This is a genomic window from Acidocella facilis ATCC 35904, from assembly GCF_000687875.1.
Taxonomy (GTDB): domain Bacteria; phylum Pseudomonadota; class Alphaproteobacteria; order Acetobacterales; family Acetobacteraceae; genus Acidocella; species Acidocella facilis.
The window spans coordinates 118,939-136,066 of record NZ_JHYG01000003.1; the positions used below are offsets into that span (position 1 = coordinate 118,939).

Sequence of the window (17,128 nt, forward strand, 5' to 3'; positions counted from 1 at the left end):
AGTCAGGATCATGTTGCTCCCGGCGCCGGCTCCAGCCCGAACGGCGCCACCAAGGGCGTCGCCACCGGCGCGCCGGTAAAGCGTATGGTGCGCGGGGCGGCGCTGATCGCCAAGGTCTCGGCGATGCGCAAACTCTGCTTGGCCACCGGCATTGCCGGGTCGTGCCAGGAGATGTCTGGCCGCAGCGCCAGGAATTCCGGCAGCAGGAAGGTGTAATGGGTGCAGCCCAGGGCGACCGCGTCGATCGCCGCGCCGCCGGCTTGCGCGAAGAGCGGGGCCACGGCGGGGGCGATATCCACCGTCGCGCCGCGAAACTTCTCCTCCGCCAGCTCCGCCAGATCCGGCGTGCCGAGCGAGAGCACCCGGCAATCCGGGGCGAATTTTTCGATCAGCCCGTTCAGATAAGGCCGGCGCACCGTCGCCTTGGTCGCCAGCACGCCGATGGTGCGGCTGGCGGAGGCGCTCGCGGCGGGTTTGATCGGCGGCACGCAGCCGATGAAGGGCAGCGGGAAGGCTTCGCGCAAGGCGGTCAGCGCGATGGTGGAGGCGGTGTTGCAGGCCACCACCACCGCTTCCGGGCGCTGCCGGGCGATCGCCTCGCCGAGCAAAGCGATCAGATGCGGCAGCAGGATCTCGTCCGGCTTTTCGCCGTAAGGGAAGAAGCCGGTATCGGCCAGGTAGGTGAGCGGCAGATCCGGGGCAAGCTGGTTCAGCGCCGCCACCACGCCCAAGCCGCCGATGCCGGAATCGAACACCAAAAGCGCCATCTCAGAAATCCCCCGGCTCGGCAAATTCCACGTCGCGGTGCACATGGATCGACATCAGCACGCCAAAGCCCAGCATCACCGCGGTCAGCGCCGAGCCGCCATAGGAGATCAGCGGCAGCGGCACCCCGCCCACCGGGATCAGCCCCATCACCATCGAGAGATTGACGAAGCAATAGAGGAAGAAATTGGTGGCGATGCCCAGCGCCACCAGCCGGCCATAGACATGCGAGCAGGACAAGGCGGTGTAATAGGCCAGCGCCACGATCATCATCAGCAGCCCCAGCACCGCGACCGAGCCGAAGAAGCCGAATTCCTCGGCGACGATGGTGAAGACGAAATCCGTCTGTTTCTCGGGCAGGAAGTTGAGCTGGTTCTGGGTGCCGTGCAGATAGCCCTGGCCGAAAAACCCGCCGGAGCCGAGCGCGATCTTGCTCTGGATGATGTTGTAGCCCGCCCCCAGCGGGTCGGAGCCGGGATTGAGGAAGATGTCGATCCGGGCTTTCTGATAGGCGTGCAGATGGTGATAGATCACCGGCGCGGACACGGCGATCACCACCACCACCAGCGCGAACCACCACCAGCGCACCCCCGCCCCCAGCATCACCGTGGCGCCGATGGTGCCGGTGATGACGGCGGTGCCGAGATTGGGCTCTTTCAGGATCAGCCCCATCGGCACCAGAATCGCCAGGATGGCGGGCATCACGAACAGCAGATTGCCGGTCTGCTCGGGTGTGGCGCGCTTGAAATAATGCCCGAGCGCCATCGCCAGAAACAGCTTCATCAGTTCCGAGGGCTGCACTTCCACGCCGCCCACGGTCATCCAGCGTTTCGCGCCCAGCCCGACATGGCCGAATTTCATCACCGCGATCAGCAGCAATATGCCGAAAATCCAGGCCGGCCAGGAGAGCTTGGCGATGAAGCGGATGTCCACCATGGCGATGCAGATCATCAGCACCAGCGCCCCGCAGAAGCGGATCAGCTGGCTTTGCGCGTAAGGCTGCGGCGAGCCGCCGGCGGCGGAATAGAGCGCCGCATAGCCCACCCCCGCCAGCGCGCAGACGCATAGCACGAACAGCCAGTTCACCCGCATCAGCTTGCGGGCGAGGCCGAAGGAGCGCTCCCGGAAGGGGCGGCGATAGCTCAGGCTGGCATGTTCGATCACGCTTTGAGTCCGGTCGGTACGGTCGGCGGGGGTTCCGGCGGCGGGTTGGCGAGCGGGGTGTCGCGCCCGGCCGGGTCGTGCAGGAGGGCGTAGGTCATCAGGTCATGGGCGATCGGGGCGGCGGTCTGGGCGCCGTAATTGCCGTGCTCGATCAGCACCGCGATGGCGTAGCGCGGCGCGTCGGCGGGCGCGTAGGCGACGAACCAGGCATTCGGGCGCTGCTCCCAGGCCATGGTCATATCATTGAAGTTTTTGGCTTTTTCGGCGGCGGTGTTGTTGTGCACCTGGGCTGTGCCGGTTTTGCCGGCCATCTGCACGTTGGGGATGGTCAGGCGTGCGCCATAGCCGGTGCCGGCGGGGTCGTTCACCACCTCGAACAGCCCCTGGCGGACCACCGCCAGATGCGCGGGATCGACATCCAGGGGCGCCGCGCCGCCGGGCAGCGAGTCCGGCTGCAGCGTGCCGCCGATCCGCCGGGTGAGATGCGGGGTGACGGCGAGGCCGGAGGCGAGGCGGGCGATCATCGTCGCCTGCGCCATCGGGGTGAGCTGGGTGTAGCCCTGGCCGATGCCCTGCACGACGGTATTGCCCTGGGCCCAATGGATGCCGTGCCGGCGCGCCCATTCCAAAGTCGGCACCAGCCCGGCCTGGGTGTGGGGGATGTCCGAATTGAGATCCACGCCCTGGCCCATGATCGTCGCCATCGCGGCGATCCTGTCGATGCCGGTATCCAGCGCGGTTTTATAGAAAAACACGTCGCAGCTGACCTTCAGCGCGGAGACGACATTGATGTTGCCATGGGCATCGTGATTGTCGCACCAGAAGATATGGTCGCCGAGCTTGAGGAAGCCGGGGCAGTTATGGATGGTGGTCGGGGTGAGGGCGCCGCATTTCAGCGCCGCCAGCGCCACGGTGGGCTTGAAGGTGGAGCCGGGCGCGAACAGCCCCGCCGTCGCCTTGTTGAGCAGCGGGTGTTTCGGGTCCTCCATCCAGCCTTTCCAGACATCGCTGGGCACGCCTTTGTCGAACAAGGACGGATCGAAGGAGGGGGTGCTGGCCATGGCGAGGATCTCGCCATTGGTCGCATCCATCATCACCACCGCGCCGGTCTGCGCCCCCAGGCTCTGCACCGCCAGCTGCTGCAGCCCGGCATCCATGCCCAGCGCCACGGTCTGGCCCGGGGTGCCGGCATCCTGCGCCACCACGCGCATCACCTCGCCATGCACGTTGGTTTCAGTCTGCACGAAGCCGGGATCGCCGCGCAGAGAGAGATCGTCGGCATCTTCCGCGCCGGTGCGGCCCACCCGCATGCCCGGCAGCGCCAGCACCGCATCCTGCTTCGCCTCCTGCTGGTTCGGCCGGCCGACATAGCCCACCGCATGCGCCGCCACCGGCCCCAGCGGGTAGGTGCGGCTGGCCCCTTCCTCGACGATGACGCCGGGCAGGTTCGGGGTGTTGACCTCGATCGCGGCCATGTCCGGCCAGTCCAGCCAATCCTTCAGCAGCACCGGGATATAGCCGGGATGGTCGGCGAGATCCTGGGTAATGCGGGCCTTTTCCTCGTCCGAGAGCGGCACCAGCCGGTAGAAATTCTCCAGCACCACGTCCGGCTCCGGCGCCATCGCCTTCATGAACAAGGCGCGCCAATGCTGCTGGTTGCCGGCGAGGATGGCGCCGAAGCGGTCGGTGATGATGCCGCGCTCGGGCGCCACCAGCCGCTCGGAGATGGAGTTCTGCTTGGCCATCAGCGCGTATTTGCCGTGCTCGGAGACCTGCAGATGATAGAGCCGGGTGGTGATGGCGGCGAAGATCGCCGCCTGGCCGGCGCCGATCAGCAGGGCGCGGCGGGAGAAGCCGGTGCGGTTCTTGGCCTGGCGGCGCATCTTCGCTCCTTACGCCTGTTCCACCGCCGCCGGGCCGCGATGGGCGCGGATCAGGAAGGCGGCCAGCAGCGGGTAGAGCCCGGCGGCCAGCAGCGCCTCCAGCAGCAGCGGTCCGAGCGGCAGCAGCCGCAGGGCGAGGGCGGACTCAATCGCCCAGGCCAGCCCGGCGCAGACCCCGGCCGCCAGCGTGAAGCTGGCCCAGACGATGAGAAACCGCGCCGGCACCAGCTTGCGGCGGGCGAGCAGCGTGCCCCATTGCAGCAGCAGCAACAGCACCGCCCAGACCCCGAAGGAGGAGAGGCCGAGCAGGTCCAGCAGCAACCCGCACAAGGCCACCAGCGGCGCGGGCAGGGAGCCCGGGCGGTAGAGCGACCAGAAATACACGCAGGCCATCGCATAGACCGGGCGCAGCGCCGCTTGGCCTTGAATGCCAAAGGGCATGCCGATGACGAACAGCCCGAACAGCAGCGTCACCACGGGGAATATCCAGCGCGAAATCGCGTCGATCTGGCGCCACAATTTCGTGGGCCGGCGCAGGGCGGAGCCGCGGGCCATGGCTCAGCGTTTCCGGTGATGCTTGGCGGCGCTGGCGGCGGCGGGTTTGAGATGCGGGATGGGGGTGAGGGCCGGCAGATTATCCGGGTAGCTGAACAGGCGCAGCACCCGCAGCGCGTCCAGATGCGCCAGCGGCAGCACCACCGGCTGGTTCTGCGCGTTGTAATGCACCACCCCCACCGGCAGGCCGGGCGGGAAGGCGCCGCCCTCGGCGCTGGTAAGCACCATCGCCCCTTCCGGCGGCGGCTGGTTCGGCGACCAGTACAGCAAAGACGGGTCCGGTCCGTTGGTGCCGGCCATCAGGGCGGGCGCGCCATTGGCGCCGATCGCCACCGGGATGCGGCTATTGATGTCGTTGATCAGCAGCACCCGGGCGGAGCGGTCCCCGGCATCCACCACCCGGCCGGCGAGGCCGCGCCCATCCATCGCCACGGCGCCGATGAGGCTTTGCGGGTTGCCATTGGCCGGCGGCACCAGCACCAGCACCGAGCGGGCATAGACGCCGCCGAGATCCGCCACCACCTCGCCGGTGGCGAATTCCGGCGTCGGGGTGGGGACGAAATGCAGCGAGGCTTTCAGCGCATCGTTCTGCGCCTGCAGCGCCATCGCCACCTCCTGCCATTGCAGCAGCTCGGCGTTCTGTTCGCGCAGCTGCTCGTTTTCCTGGCTCAGCGAGAAGAGATGGCCAATTTCCCCGGTGCCGTGCTCGGCCGCCTGGATCGGGCCGGAGACCAGCATATAGGCCGGCGCCAGCATGTCATCCAAGCCAGCGCGCAGCCGGTCGGAGAAATTCTGATCCGCCCGGCCGATGAGAACGCAGCCGAGCGAGACCATCAGCATCACCGGCAGGGTCAGACGCGACAGGGCTTGGCGGAGCGGGATCGATAATCTGATCACCGGAAACCTATCTGCAAAAAGAGGACAATGACCGCCTAGCCCTTACAGGCAAATGCGCGGGACGCACAGTGGGAATGCGCGGATTCAGCCAGGGCAGCGCGTTTAAAACATTAAAAATTGTGTCTGGCGGGCGTGGCAAAGGGTCAGCGATTGTTGAAGAAACACCCGCTAGCGCCAAAAACTTTCGATAGCGTTAATTTGCCGGCGGGGTCTCGCGCCGGCCGAACAAGGCGGTGCCGATGCGGATATGGGTGGCGCCGGCGGCGATGGCGGCGGCGTAATCGCCGGACATGCCCATCGAGCGCACCGCCAGCCCATGCGCATCGGCCATCGCGGCGAGGCGGCGGAAATAAGGTGTGGGTTCGCCTGCTGCCGGCGGGATGCACATCAGCCCTTTCAGCGCATCGCCGAAGCGCGCGTGCGCGGCGCGGATGAAACCATCCGCTTCGGCGGTGGGGATACCGGATTTCTGCGCCTCGTCGCCGATATTCACCTGCACCAGCAGCTCGGGCAGGCGCCCGGCTTTTTGCGCGGCGGCGTCGATCGCATCGAGCAGGCGCGGGCGGTCCAGGCTGTCGATCGCATCGGCTAGGCGCACCGCCTGCTCGGCCTTGTTGGTCTGCAGCCCGCCAATGATATGCAGTTTCGCGCCGGGGAGCGGGAATTTTTCCGCCGCCTCCTGCACCCGGTTCTCGCCGAATATATGAAGCCCCGCCGCCAAGGCCGCCTCCACCGCGGCGCGCGGATGGGTTTTGCTGACGGCGATCAGGGTGATCTCCTCGGGATCGCGCCCGGCGGCGCGGGCGGCTTGCGCGATCTGGGCGCGGATGATTTCGAGGTTGCGGGCAATCGGGCTAATATCGGCCATGGATTCACGGTTAATCGCCTGGGGCCGCGCGGTAAAGCGGCGCGACCCGCAGGCCCAGATCCCGCCGCTCTGGTTCTTCACCGATGCCCAGCGCACGCCCGACCCGCTGGCGGTGATTGCCCGGCTGCCTTTGGGGCTGTGCGGGGTGGTGCTGCGCCATGACCAGGACCCGGACCGCGCCCGGCTGGCGCGGCGGGCGGCGAAGATTTGCCGGGCGCGGCGGCTGGCGCTGATCATCGCCGGGGATGCGCGGCTGGCGGCGTCGCTGAAGGCGGGGCTGCATCTGCGGGGCGGGGCGGGGCGGGTGCGTTCGCATACCGGGCTGCGCAGCGCCTCGGCGCATGATGAGGCGCAGATTCGGCAGGCAAGGCGCGCGGATGTGGCGCTGGTCTTCATCTCTCCCGTGCATCCCACCGCCAGCCATCCCGGCGCGCGCGGGCTGGGGGCGGCGGGCTGGCGCCGTCTGGCGGCGCGGCTGAGTCCGGTCCGCGGCAAGGCGCCGATAAAGCCTTTTGCTCTGGGGGGAATGAGCGGCCGCCATGTCCGGAACTTGGGGCCTGAATGTGCCGGCGTGGGGGCAATCGACGCCTTTTTTTGAAGCAATTAGCTTGAAGTTTGACCCGGTTCGGGCTCGGCCCGGAGCGGCAGGCCAAGCGTGTATATAAAAATACTTAAATGGTATGAATATTATATCGCGCTGCAGCGTAAGCTGCGCATAGTCGCTGGTTTTTACAGGAAAAGCGCAGGATCGAATTTAACATTAACGTCATATACATGTGGCGTGCGTGCCACAGTCCCCCGAATAAGCTCAAGAACGGAAAGTCAGAGATTGCGCGGGCCGGCGGATGGCGATTTATAGGCTGCCGAGCGCATCGGCTGTCATCAGGCTGTCGGTGCACGCTTCTGGGGGCCTCACGGTCTTAAAAATTCCGCCGCATGGCGAATGATGGAGATGATTTGATGCGCAAACTGCTTCTGGCCACTGCGGCCACCATGCTCGCCACGGGCGCTGCCTTCGCCCAGCCGGCGAAAGAGGTTGCCGCTCCGGGCAGCATCGTCGTTCACCTGAACGGTTACTTCCAGTACGGCGTCGGCGCGTTCGGCTCCACCCACATGTCCGGCGGCTCGGGCACCAGCGCCTACAAGCTGAACAATGTCGGCACCAACGGCGATTTCCGCATTTATCCGGGCTTCGACGCGCAGACCACCAACGGCATCTGGTATGGTGTGCAGGCTGAAATCCGCACCACCGTCTCCTCCGCTGGCAAGTCCGCCGGGTCCAACACCAGCGTTTCCGCCGGCACCGAGAGTCTGTATGTGAAGCGCGCTTATGCCTATATCGGCGCGCCCGAGTACGGCTTCATCCGCGCCGGCCAGACCGACAGCGCCTGGACCCTGTCCCAGGTTGGCGCGATCGAGAGCTTCGGCGACGGCGCCGGGTTCAACTGCGATGGCGGCGCCTGCACCATGCTGCCGACCTCCCCGGGTCTGTTCATGTTCGCCGACACCTCCGGCCTCTATGCCACCAACAAGGTTGTGTATGAGTCCCCGGCCGTGGGCGTGCTCGGCGGCCAGCTGTCCGGCATCATCGGCTTCGAGCCGAACTCCAACGGCATCAAGGAAGGCAACGCCGCCAACGGCAGCGCCCTGGGCGAGTCCGCGAGCTCCATCTATGGTGGCAGCAATGTCCGCCGCCGCAACACGCTGGACATGTCCGTGTCCTACGGCGAGAAGATGAACGGCTTCGACAACAAGGTCTCCGTCTCTTACCTGCACGGCGCGCCGCTGGGCATTCTGGGCGGCACCCCGACCACCGCGCCGCATGGCTATGACGAGCTGAGCGTGATGCAGGCCGGTGCGCAGACCACTTTCGCGGGTCTGACCGTTGGCGGCAACATGAAGTGGGGCCAGGTTGAAGACGGCTACGCCTTCAAGCCGAAGGGCGCGCGTAACGCTCTGGGCTATGTGGTCGGCGCCTCCTACAATGTCGGCCCGTACACGGTCGGCGCCTCCTACTTCAACCAGCAGAGCTCCGGCAACTATGTTCCGGGTTCCACCGCCGTTGCCCGCACGCTGAGCGAGTATGGCGTTGCCGCTGGCGCGAACTACCAGATCGCCAAGCCGATGGGCCTGTATCTGGAATATCTGTATGGCCACCAGCACCAGCCGACCGCGACCTCGACCGGCAACGTCCAGGAGCAGATGATCGACCTCGGCACCACCATCAAGTGGTAATCGCTTAAAGGCCGGTCCTTCTGGGCTGATCTTGAAAGGGTGGCGGGCAACCGCCACCCTTTTTGTTTGCGCGGCCGCATTCGATCTTGTGGCCCCAGCCCTTGGCGGCGCCTTGGTTGAAGGCTAAACAGCTTGCAGTTTCGGGTTTGGAGAGCAGAATTGCGGATTATTCAACGTGTCGCCGTCCCCGCCAGCCTGGCGCTCAGCCTGCTCGGGCTCAGTGCCTGCTCAGGTGGTCTGAAGACCTCCAACCCTGACGTCGCCAATTACGAGATGGGCGGCATGGGGCCGGCCGCGCCGGGCTCTGGCTCGCTGTTCACCCTCGGCAAGGGCAGCACGGGCGGCGCCGCCTCCAACACCAATATCCAGGTGAATGCCTATCTCTGGCGGGCGACGCTGGACACGCTCTCCTTCATGCCGCTGGTCTCGGCTGATCCGTTCGGCGGGGTGATCATCACCGACTGGTACACGCCGCCCGGCCAGCCCGGCACCCGCTTCAAGGCGAATGCCTATATCCTCAGCAAGACCCTGACCGCCGATGCGATCCAGGTGAGCGTGTTCGAGCAGGTGCAGCAGAACGGCCAATGGGTGGACAGCTCGGCCGATCCCTCGCTCGCCAGCGGGTTGGAGGATCGTATCCTCGCCCGCGCCGCCGATCTGCAGGCGGCGGCGAAGAACACCAAGTAAAGCTTTTCGGGTACAAAAAACCCCTCCCGTCGCCGACGGGAGGGGTTTTTTGTTGGGGGCTGAGCCACGGGCATGGAGGGAAGATCATAAAAGTTTTTGGGGTGCAGCCCTTTTTACAAAAAGGGCTGCAAAATGTCCGGGGTGGTGACGACGGCGTTGCGCACACCCCGAACACCTTTCGCCGCTTTTTTGTAAAAAAGCGGCACCAAAAAACTTTTGATTTTTTAAGCGCTCAGCTCTTGTTGCGGCGCTCACCCAGGAAATATTCCGCCAGCGCGCCGGTGATCAGCGCCGTCAGCACCGCCTTGCGCGGGTCGCGCCGGACGATGAAGGTGCCAAAGCGCAGCGCCAGGCTCAGCGTGCTGACCGCCTCGGTGACGAGGCTGGGCTGGCGGGCGCGCATTCGCCGCAACACGGCGGTGAAGATGAGGGCGCAGAGCCCGCCCACCGCCAGCAGCAGCACGCCGCAAATGGCGGCGGCGCCCGCCATGCCGACATAATGCGCCACCCAGATCAGCAAGGCGGCCGAGAGAAAGCCCACCCCTCCCAGCCCGGTGCAGAGTAGCACCACGGCCATGCAGAGCCAGAGCGCGGCGGATTTACCGACATAGGCAGCGCGACGGCCGAGGCTCATCCTCTCTTAGCCGCGGCGCAGGAAGCCGGCGGCGAGCAGGCCGACGCCGAAGGCGATGGCCAGCGACGCCAGCGGGCGCTCGCTCACCTCCGTCTCCAGCTTGGCGACCGCATCCTTGCTCGTGCCTTTCAGCCGGGCGCCGAGAATTTCCAGCTCCTCCTCGATCGAGGCGACGCGCGAGGACAGGCCGCCGCCATTGAGGTAGGAGGTGATCTGCTCCAGCGCCGCATGCGCGTTCTCACCCAGCTTCTCCCCGGCATCGCCGAGTCCGACGCGGAATTTCTCGAATTCCTGTTTCAGCTGATCGATATCGATGGAAGACGGATCAATTCGTTTGGCGCACATCTCGAAACCCTCCTTTGCTCAAACCTCACGTCGTACGGCAGAGCGGCTTTTTCAACGCCGCCGCCGGCCGCATCACACGATAATTGCTGAGCATGCGCAACAAAGCTGCGCTTTGGCTTGCCTGTTAACCGCGCGGCTGGCAAGGCATGGCATGGTTTGAGTGAGAGACGGAAGGGGCGGCATGGGCTGGCTGGCATTGGCGCTGGGGTTGTTTCTGGCCTGTCCGGGGGTGGCGCTGGCGCAGTTCAGCCTGTTTGAGGGCGGGCCGCATTCCCTCGCCCCGCTGGTGAAGATGGTCGCCCCCGGCGTGGTCGGCATTGCCGTCACCGAGGCGTCAGGCGGCTCCGGCGCCACCCCGGCCCCGGTGCATGGCGGCAAGGCCACCCCGCCTCTGACCCAGGCCGCCGGCTCGGGATTCATCATCAGCCCGGACGGCATGATCGTCACCAACGACCATGTCATCGCCGGCGCCGCGCAGATCACCGTAACCCTGGATAATGGCGAAAAATTCACCGCCCAGTTAGTCGGCGCGGACGACCTGACGGATATCGCTGTCATTAAAATCCATCCATCCAAGCCGCTGCAACCGGCCCGTTGGGGGGATTCGTCCAAGGTCCAGGTGGGGGACTGGGTGCTGGCCGCGGGCAACCCGTTCGCGCTCGGAAATTCGTTCACACTCGGCATCGTCTCGGCCGAGGGGCGCGATATCGGCGAGGGTCCGTTCAACCATTTCCTGCAGCTGGATGCGCCGATCAATCCCGGCAATTCCGGCGGCCCGGCCTTCAACATGCAGGGCGCGGTGATTGGGATAAATTCAGCAATTGTCTCGCCTTCCGGCGGATCGGTGGGGATCGGCTTCGCCATTCCCAGCAACAGCGCGGCCCCCATCGTGGCGCAGCTGATCGCCCATGGCGCGGTGGCGCGCGGCTGGCTCGGCGTCTCCGTCGCGGACCTGAGCGATGGCGGCCCGGGGGCGGTGATCACCGGGCTGGAGGCCGGTGGCCCGGCGGACAAAGCCGGGCTCAACCAGTCCGATTTGGTGGTTTCGGTGAATGGCGAGGCGATCTCCGGCGCTGACGGTTTGACGCGGATCATTGCGTCCATGCCGCCTGGGCGGAAGGTAGTCCTTGGGGTAAGGAAAAATGGACATATATTCCACTTGCCGGTCACCGTTGGGCGGCGACCGGCGCAGATAGGGGAGTAGAGATGCGGATACTCGTCGTAGAGGACGACAAGGATGTGGCGGGCTTCGTACTGAAGGGGCTGCGCGAGGCGGGACATACGGTCGAACATGCCGATAATGGGCGTGACGGGCTGTTCCTGGCCGCCTCGGAGAATTTCGACGCCATCATCCTCGACCGCATGCTGCCGGGCGGCATCGACGGTTTGCGACTGCTGGAAACATTGCGTGGGCAGGACAATACCACGCCGGTGCTGTTCCTCTCCGCGCTCGGCCAGGTCGATGACCGGGTGAAAGGCTTGAAGGCGGGCGGTGACGATTATCTCACCAAGCCCTTCGCCTTCGCCGAGCTGCTGGCGCGCGTGGAAGCGCTGACCCGGCGCGGTAAGAGCGACGGGCCGGCGACCCGGCTGCAGGTGGGGGATCTGGAGATGGATCTGCTCTCGCGCTCGGTGCGCCGTGGCCCGACCAAGATCGATCTGCAGCCGCGGGAATTCCGCTTGCTGGAATATCTGATGCGCCATGCCGGCCAGGTCGTCACCCGCACCATGCTGCTGGAAGGCGTGTGGGATTATCATTTCGACCCGCAAACCAACGTGATCGACGTGCATATCTCGCGTCTGCGTCAGAAGATCGACAAGCCGTTCCCGACCGCGCTGCTGCATACCGTCCGCAATGCGGGCTATATGCTGCGCTCCGAAGAACCTTGATCGCGGCTTGATTTAAAACCATGGCTAAATCCAGCGTTGAGCGTGTCCGCAGGCAGCGCCCGGCCCGGCGCGGGTTGTGGCGTTCGGCCGGGGTGCGTTTCGCGCTGGTCTATGCCGTGGTGTTCGGGCTGTCCGCCTTCGTGCTGGCGCTCGCCCTCTGGTACTCGGCGCTGAATTTGCTGCAGCGCCAGGTCCAGGCCTCCATCCATGCGGATTTCCAGACGCTGATCGAGCATGACCAGATGGGCGGGCTGCCCTCGCTGGAAGCGGCGATCCAGGAACGGCTGGCAGGGTCGCTGACGCCGGATGGGATCTATCTGCTGAAGGGCCAGAACGGCCAGGTGCTGATGGGCAATCTGGACCAGTGGCCGGCGGGGATGAGCCAGGATAATGCCTGGTATCAGCTCTCGGTGCGCCGCCAGGGTGTGGCCTCCATCGCGCTGTTGCAGATGCAGAAAATGCCCGACGGGTCCAGCCTGCTGGTCGGCCGGGATGTGCGGATGCGCACCAAGCTGCGCAATGTGCTGCGCGCCGGGCTGATCTGGGCGCTGGGTCTGATGATCGCGCTCGGTATTCTCGGCGCGGTGCTGATCCGTTCGCTGTTCCAGCGCACCATTCGCGATATTTCCATCACCACCGGCGCGATCGCGCGCGGCGACATCACCCGGCGGGTGCCGGTGACCGGGGTGGGCGACGAGTTCGACGAGCTGGCGGTGACGATCAACGATATGCTGGACCGCATCGCCCGGCTGATGGATGGGGTGCGCCAGGTCTCCAACGCCATCGCGCATGATCTGCGCACGCCGGTGACGCGGGCGCGCGCACGGCTGGAGGATGCGGCCTTGCACGCGCGCAGCGCCGAGGAGATGCAGGCGGCGATCGACCGGGCGACCGAGGATCTGGATGGCATCGTCGCGGTGTTCGAGGCGCTGTTGCGGATTTCCGAGATCGAGGCCGGGGCACGGCGCGCGGCGTTCGCGTCGCTGGATCTGGCCCCGGTGCTGCTGGATCTGGACGAGCTGTACCGGGCGGTGGCGGAGGAGCGGGAGATCACGCTGGAGACCGAGATCGACGCGCCGCTGATGGTGTTTGGCGATCGCGAGCTGATGCAGCAGGCGGTGGTCAATCTGCTCGACAATGCCTTGAAATTTTCCCCGCCGGGCAGCTCGATCCGGTTCAGCGCGCGGCTGGCGCATGGGGCGGTGCAGATCGTCGTCGCGGATCGCGGGCCGGGGATCGCGGAGGCGGACCGCAAGCGCGCCACCGAGCGGTTTTTCCGCGCCGAGGCGGCGCGCAGCACGGCGGGTTCGGGGCTGGGGCTGTCGCTGGTGTCGGCGGTGGCGCAGCTGCATAATGGCACGCTGCATCTGCAGGATAACGAGCCTGGCTTGCGCGCGGTGATCTGCCTGCCGGCGGATATAAGCCCGGATTAGGAGCAAAAGTTTTTGGGGGTTGAAGGGGAGTTTTTTCAAAAACTCCCCTTCGCGACAAAGGCCGGATCGCCCCCTTTAGGGGGGGCGTCCGGCCTTTGTCCTTTCGCCGCTTTTTTGAAAAAAAGCGGCACCAAAAAACTTATGCAAATTTCAGTTAGGCGACTTTGTCTTCCGCGGCACCTATGCCCAGCTGTTTGAGCTTGCGATGCAGCGCGCTGCGCTCCATGCCGACGAAATTCGCCGTGCGCGAAATATTCCCGCCAAAGCGCAAAAGCTGCGCCTGCAGATATTGCGTCTCGAACACATCCCGCGCCTCGCGCAGCGGCAGCGCCATCACATCCGCCGCCGGGTCGATCGCCAAGGCGCGTGGCGCGTGCGCGGCCAATTCGGTGGGCAGATGCTCGGCATGGAACAGCTCGCCCGGCTCGCTCGAGCGCATGATCATCAGCCAATCCATCACATTGCGCAGCTGGCGGACATTGCCCGGCCAGTCATGCGCCTGCAAAGCCGCCACCGCGTCCGAGGCCAGGCTGCGCACCGGCAGGCCGGAAATCTCCGCCGCATGGCGCAGGAAATGGTTGGCCAGAGCGGGAATATCCTCGCGCCGTTCCTTCAATGCCGGCACCCGCAGCGGCACCACGGCGAGACGGTAATAGAGATCCTCCCGGAACCGCCCCTCGGCGATTTCCGCTGTCAGATCCTTCGCCGTGCTGGCCAAGGCGCGGATATCCACCTTTACCCTGGTATTGCCACCAACCCGCTCGAAGCTCTGGTCCTGCAGCACGCGGGCGATCTTGCTCTGCATCTCCAGCGGCAGCTCGGAGACCTCGTCCAGCAGCAGCGTGCCGCCATGGGCGCGCTCCAGCACGCCGAGCTTGCGCGGCGCCTCGGCGGTGGCCTCGGTGCCGAATAATTCCGCCTCGAATGTCTCCGGAGCCAGAATCGCGCAATTCATCACCACGAAAGGCCCATCCGCCCGGCGGGATTTGGCGTGGATCATCCGCGCCACGATCTCCTTGCCCGAGCCGGGCGGGCCGGAGATCAGCACGCGCGAGCCGGTGGGGGCCACTTTCTCGATGGCGTTGCGCAAGCTGGCGATGCCGTTGCCCTCGCCGGTTAGCTTGGTGTCGCTGCCCACGCGCAGCCGCAGCTCGGCATTCTCCCGCTCCAGCTTGGCGGCTTCCAAAGCGCGCTTGACCACCAGCAGCAGACGGTCCGAGTTGAACGGCTTCTCGATGAAATCATAGGCGCCGCGCTGGATCGCCGCCACCGCGGTCTCGATGGTGCCATGCCCGGAGAACATGATGACGGGCACGCGCGGTACCTCCTGGTGCAGCACGTCGAGAATGCCGATCCCGTCCAGCTTGGAGCCTTGCAGCCACACATCCAGGATGACGAGTGCTGGGCGCCGGGCGCGATAGGCCGCCAGCGCCTCGTCCGAGGTGCCGGCGCTGCGCGCCTCATAGCCTTCATCCTTCAAAATCGCTTCGACCAACATCCGGATATCCGGCTCGTCATCCACGATCAAAATTTCAGTCATCGTGCAGGCAACTCCCTCGCATCCTCTACGGCGGCGCCCTCCGGCAGCACCGGCAAAATCAACGACACCTCAGCCCCGACGCCTCCCGGTGCCTCGCGCAATGCCAGCCGTCCGCCATGGTCCTCCATGATCTTGGCGACGATGGCAAGGCCAAGCCCGGTGCCTTTCGGCTTATGCGTCACGTAAGGCTCGGTCAGCCGGTCGCGCCCGGCTTCCGGCAGCCCCACCCCGTCATCGGTGACGCTGAGCACCGCCATGCCGTTTTCCTCGCGCAGCCGCAGTGTCACGTGGCTGGCGCCGGGGCGCATCTCCACCGCATCGGCGGCGTTCTGCAGCAAATTGGTCAGCGCCTGGCCGATCAGCCGGCGGTCGCATTTGGCGCGCAGCTTCGCCTCGATCTCGACCTGCCAGTCAATGTCCCGCTTCGCCACACGTTGCAGCACCATCGCCTCGCGCGCCAGCCGCTCCAGGCTCTCCGCGCGCATCACCGGCTGCGGCATCCGGGCGAAGGCGGAGAATTCATCCACCATCCGGCCGATATCGCCCACATGCCGCACGATGGTCTCGGCGCATTGGGTGAAGCTTTCCGGATCAGAGGTGATCTCCTTGGCGAAGCGGCGTTTCAGCCGCTCGGCGGAGAGCTGGATCGGGGTCAGCGGATTCTTGATCTCATGCGCGATGCGCCGCGCCACATCGGCCCAGGCGGCCTTGCGCTGGGCGGACATCAGCTCCGTCACGTCATCGAAGGTCACGATGAACCCATCCGCCACGCCTTCCTTCATCTCCGCGCCGATGCGCACCAGCAGCACCCGCTTGGCTGAGCCCTGCCCATGCTCGATCTGCGCCGTCGCCGGGCGCTCGGGGGTGGCGCTCACCTGCGCGATCAGAGCAGCGAATTCAGGCACCAACAAGGCAAGATACTGGCCGACCTGCGGTGTCAGATCGAGGCGCAGCAGCTCGGAGGCGGCGCGGTTGGCCAGCTCCATGCGCCCGGCGGCATCCAGCCCGATGACGCCGGCGGAGACGCCGGCCAGCACGGTTTCGGTGAAGCGCCGGCGTTCATCGAGCTGGTTGTTCACATCCATCAGCTCGGAATGCTGGGCGGCGAGCTGGGTGGTCATGCGGTTGAAGGCGCGCGAGAGCCCTTCCATCTCGTCGCCGGTGGCGCGCTCGGGCACGCGCACATCGAGATCCCCCTGGCGCACGCTCTCGGCGGCGCGGATCAGATGGCCGAGCGGCTTGGCGATCTGGTTGGCGATGACGAGGCCGAATCCGACCAGGGCGGAGAGCACCAGCAGGGTCAGCACCGCGATGATCAGCGCGAAGGAGATCTCCAGCTGCGCCCGGTTCTTCGCCAGGCGCTGATATTCCTCCACCGCCTGCTGGGTGCGGTTGACGTGATCCAGGATCGCCGGGTCCACCGGCTTTTCCAGCATCAGCATCAAAGGCGGGGTGATGTCGAGCTTGATCACCGCCTGCTCGGCGGTGCTGCCCGGCGGGCTGATCACCGGCACCTGCCCGGCATTGGCCTGGGCGATCACGGCGCGGTCCGGCACGGTATTGACCATGCCGGCGAACAGCCCGGCGGAGGCGATGACCTGGCCGCTGCGCGGGTCGAAAATCTCCGCCTCGGTCAGGCCGCGAATGGTGGTCTGGCTGACCAGATAATTGGCGAACTCGTTGGGGTTGCCGAAAAACACCGAGCCGGAGAGATCGTTGGCCATGGCCAGCGCATCCAGCCGGATATCGTTCTCATGCTCGGTCAGGTAGCCCTGGGCGACCTGGTTGCTCTCGGCCAGGGCGGTTTGCACCCTGGTGTTGAACCAGGCCTGGACACCGAAATTGAAGAAGACGATGGCGAAGATGGCGACCAGCACGGCCGGCACCGCGGCCACGCCGCCGAACAGGAACACTAGCCGCACATGCAGCCGGGCCCCGGCGGCGCCGCGCCGATGCTCCAGCATCACCCGCGTCACCCGCCCGGCCAGCACCAGGATCAGCAGCAGCAGGGCGGCGAAGTCGGAGACCATCAGCGCCAGCGCGCCGCCGGAATGCAGCGAGAGATGCACCCGCCCCGCCAGCAGCCCGAAGGTGAGGATGCCCAGCACCAGCGCCACCGAGGCGACCAGCAGGGTGGAGACGCGCCCCAGCATCAGATCCACCGCCCAGGTGAGACCCGAGCGGCGGGGGCGTTTTTCAGCGATGTCCCGAGCCCCGCTCATCCAACACGGC

16 protein-coding genes are annotated in these 17,128 nt (G+C 66.0%); 6 read left to right on the forward strand and 10 right to left on the reverse strand.

Annotation, left to right across the window (positions count from 1 at the left end):
- Positions 1–8 precede the first annotated feature (8 nt).
- From murI to T331_RS0105260, 6 genes are all read right to left on the reverse strand, one after another.
- Positions 9–767, reverse strand: coding sequence for a glutamate racemase (gene murI / locus T331_RS0105235; RefSeq protein WP_026439278.1), 759 nt, complete (start codon positions 765–767; stop codon positions 9–11).
- 1 nt (position 768) lies between these two features.
- Positions 769–1,929 (reverse strand): rod shape-determining protein RodA, encoded by a 1,161-nt coding sequence (gene rodA, locus T331_RS0105240; protein ID WP_081822132.1) that lies wholly within the window; start codon positions 1,927–1,929, stop codon positions 769–771.
- Complete coding sequence (gene mrdA / locus T331_RS0105245; RefSeq protein ID WP_026439280.1) at positions 1,926–3,812, reverse strand: penicillin-binding protein 2; 1,887 nt, start codon at positions 3,810–3,812, stop codon at positions 1,926–1,928. The genes rodA and mrdA overlap by 4 nt, the downstream gene beginning before the upstream one ends.
- A 9-nt stretch (positions 3,813–3,821) precedes the next feature.
- The gene (gene mreD / locus T331_RS0105250) at positions 3,822–4,367 is read right to left on the reverse strand and encodes a rod shape-determining protein MreD (RefSeq protein ID WP_051622179.1); all 546 of its coding nucleotides are present in this window, start codon (positions 4,365–4,367) and stop codon (positions 3,822–3,824) included.
- Between the two features lie 3 nt (positions 4,368–4,370).
- Positions 4,371–5,264, reverse strand: coding sequence for a rod shape-determining protein MreC (gene mreC / locus T331_RS0105255; RefSeq protein ID WP_008494091.1), 894 nt, complete (start codon positions 5,262–5,264; stop codon positions 4,371–4,373).
- A 193-nt stretch (positions 5,265–5,457) separates the two neighbouring features.
- Positions 5,458–6,132 carry a YggS family pyridoxal phosphate-dependent enzyme gene (locus T331_RS0105260; protein WP_026439282.1) on the reverse strand — a complete coding sequence of 225 codons (675 nt, stop codon included), beginning with the start codon at positions 6,130–6,132 and terminating at the stop codon, positions 5,458–5,460.
- Here T331_RS0105260 and T331_RS0105265 point away from each other — a divergent pair.
- The 3 genes from T331_RS0105265 to T331_RS0105275 all read left to right on the forward strand — a co-directional run bounded on the left by T331_RS0105265 (position 6,131) and on the right by T331_RS0105275 (position 9,054).
- On the forward strand, positions 6,131–6,730 hold the full coding sequence (locus tag T331_RS0105265; protein WP_026439283.1) for a thiamine phosphate synthase: 600 nt from the start codon (positions 6,131–6,133) through the stop codon (positions 6,728–6,730). The genes T331_RS0105260 and T331_RS0105265 overlap by 2 nt on opposite strands.
- Positions 6,731–7,092: 362 nt before the next feature.
- A complete protein-coding gene (locus tag T331_RS0105270; RefSeq protein ID WP_026439284.1) occupies positions 7,093–8,367 on the forward strand; it encodes a porin family protein in 1,275 nt (424 codons plus the stop codon).
- Between the two features lie 159 nt (positions 8,368–8,526).
- Positions 8,527–9,054: a DUF3576 domain-containing protein gene (locus T331_RS0105275; RefSeq protein WP_026439285.1), complete on the forward strand. Its 528-nt coding sequence runs from the start codon at positions 8,527–8,529 to the stop codon at positions 9,052–9,054.
- A gap of 232 nt (positions 9,055–9,286) precedes the next feature.
- Here the strand turns inward: T331_RS0105275 and T331_RS0105285 are convergent, their stop codons facing one another.
- Together T331_RS0105285 and T331_RS17410 are read right to left on the reverse strand one after the other, a co-directional pair.
- Positions 9,287–9,688: a hypothetical protein gene (locus T331_RS0105285; protein ID WP_026439286.1), complete on the reverse strand. Its 402-nt coding sequence runs from the start codon at positions 9,686–9,688 to the stop codon at positions 9,287–9,289.
- 6 nt (positions 9,689–9,694) lie between these two features.
- Positions 9,695–10,033 (reverse strand): hypothetical protein, encoded by a 339-nt coding sequence (locus T331_RS17410; RefSeq protein WP_035179290.1) that lies wholly within the window; start codon positions 10,031–10,033, stop codon positions 9,695–9,697.
- Positions 10,034–10,193: 160 nt separating this feature from the next.
- Here T331_RS17410 and T331_RS0105295 point away from each other — a divergent pair, with 160 nt between their 5' ends.
- From T331_RS0105295 to T331_RS17415, 3 genes are read left to right on the forward strand one after another with little or no spacing between them, the layout of a single operon-like run.
- Positions 10,194–11,237 (forward strand): S1C family serine protease, encoded by a 1,044-nt coding sequence (locus tag T331_RS0105295; protein ID WP_244876893.1) that lies wholly within the window; start codon positions 10,194–10,196, stop codon positions 11,235–11,237.
- A 2-nt stretch (positions 11,238–11,239) separates the two neighbouring features.
- Positions 11,240–11,923, forward strand: a complete 684-nt coding sequence (locus T331_RS0105300; RefSeq protein WP_008494101.1) for a winged helix-turn-helix domain-containing protein — start codon at positions 11,240–11,242, stop codon at positions 11,921–11,923.
- A 20-nt stretch (positions 11,924–11,943) separates the two neighbouring features.
- Positions 11,944–13,356: a sensor histidine kinase gene (locus tag T331_RS17415; protein ID WP_244876894.1), complete on the forward strand. Its 1,413-nt coding sequence runs from the start codon at positions 11,944–11,946 to the stop codon at positions 13,354–13,356.
- Between the two features lie 154 nt (positions 13,357–13,510).
- Here the strand turns inward: T331_RS17415 and ntrX are convergent, their stop codons facing one another.
- Together ntrX and T331_RS17420 are read right to left on the reverse strand one after the other, a co-directional pair.
- Positions 13,511–14,896: a nitrogen assimilation response regulator NtrX gene (gene ntrX, locus T331_RS0105310; RefSeq protein WP_008494103.1), complete on the reverse strand. Its 1,386-nt coding sequence runs from the start codon at positions 14,894–14,896 to the stop codon at positions 13,511–13,513.
- Complete coding sequence (locus tag T331_RS17420) at positions 14,893–17,118, reverse strand: sensor histidine kinase NtrY-like (RefSeq protein ID WP_035179296.1); 2,226 nt, start codon at positions 17,116–17,118, stop codon at positions 14,893–14,895. The genes ntrX and T331_RS17420 overlap by 4 nt, the downstream gene beginning before the upstream one ends.
- Positions 17,119–17,128 lie beyond the last annotated feature (10 nt).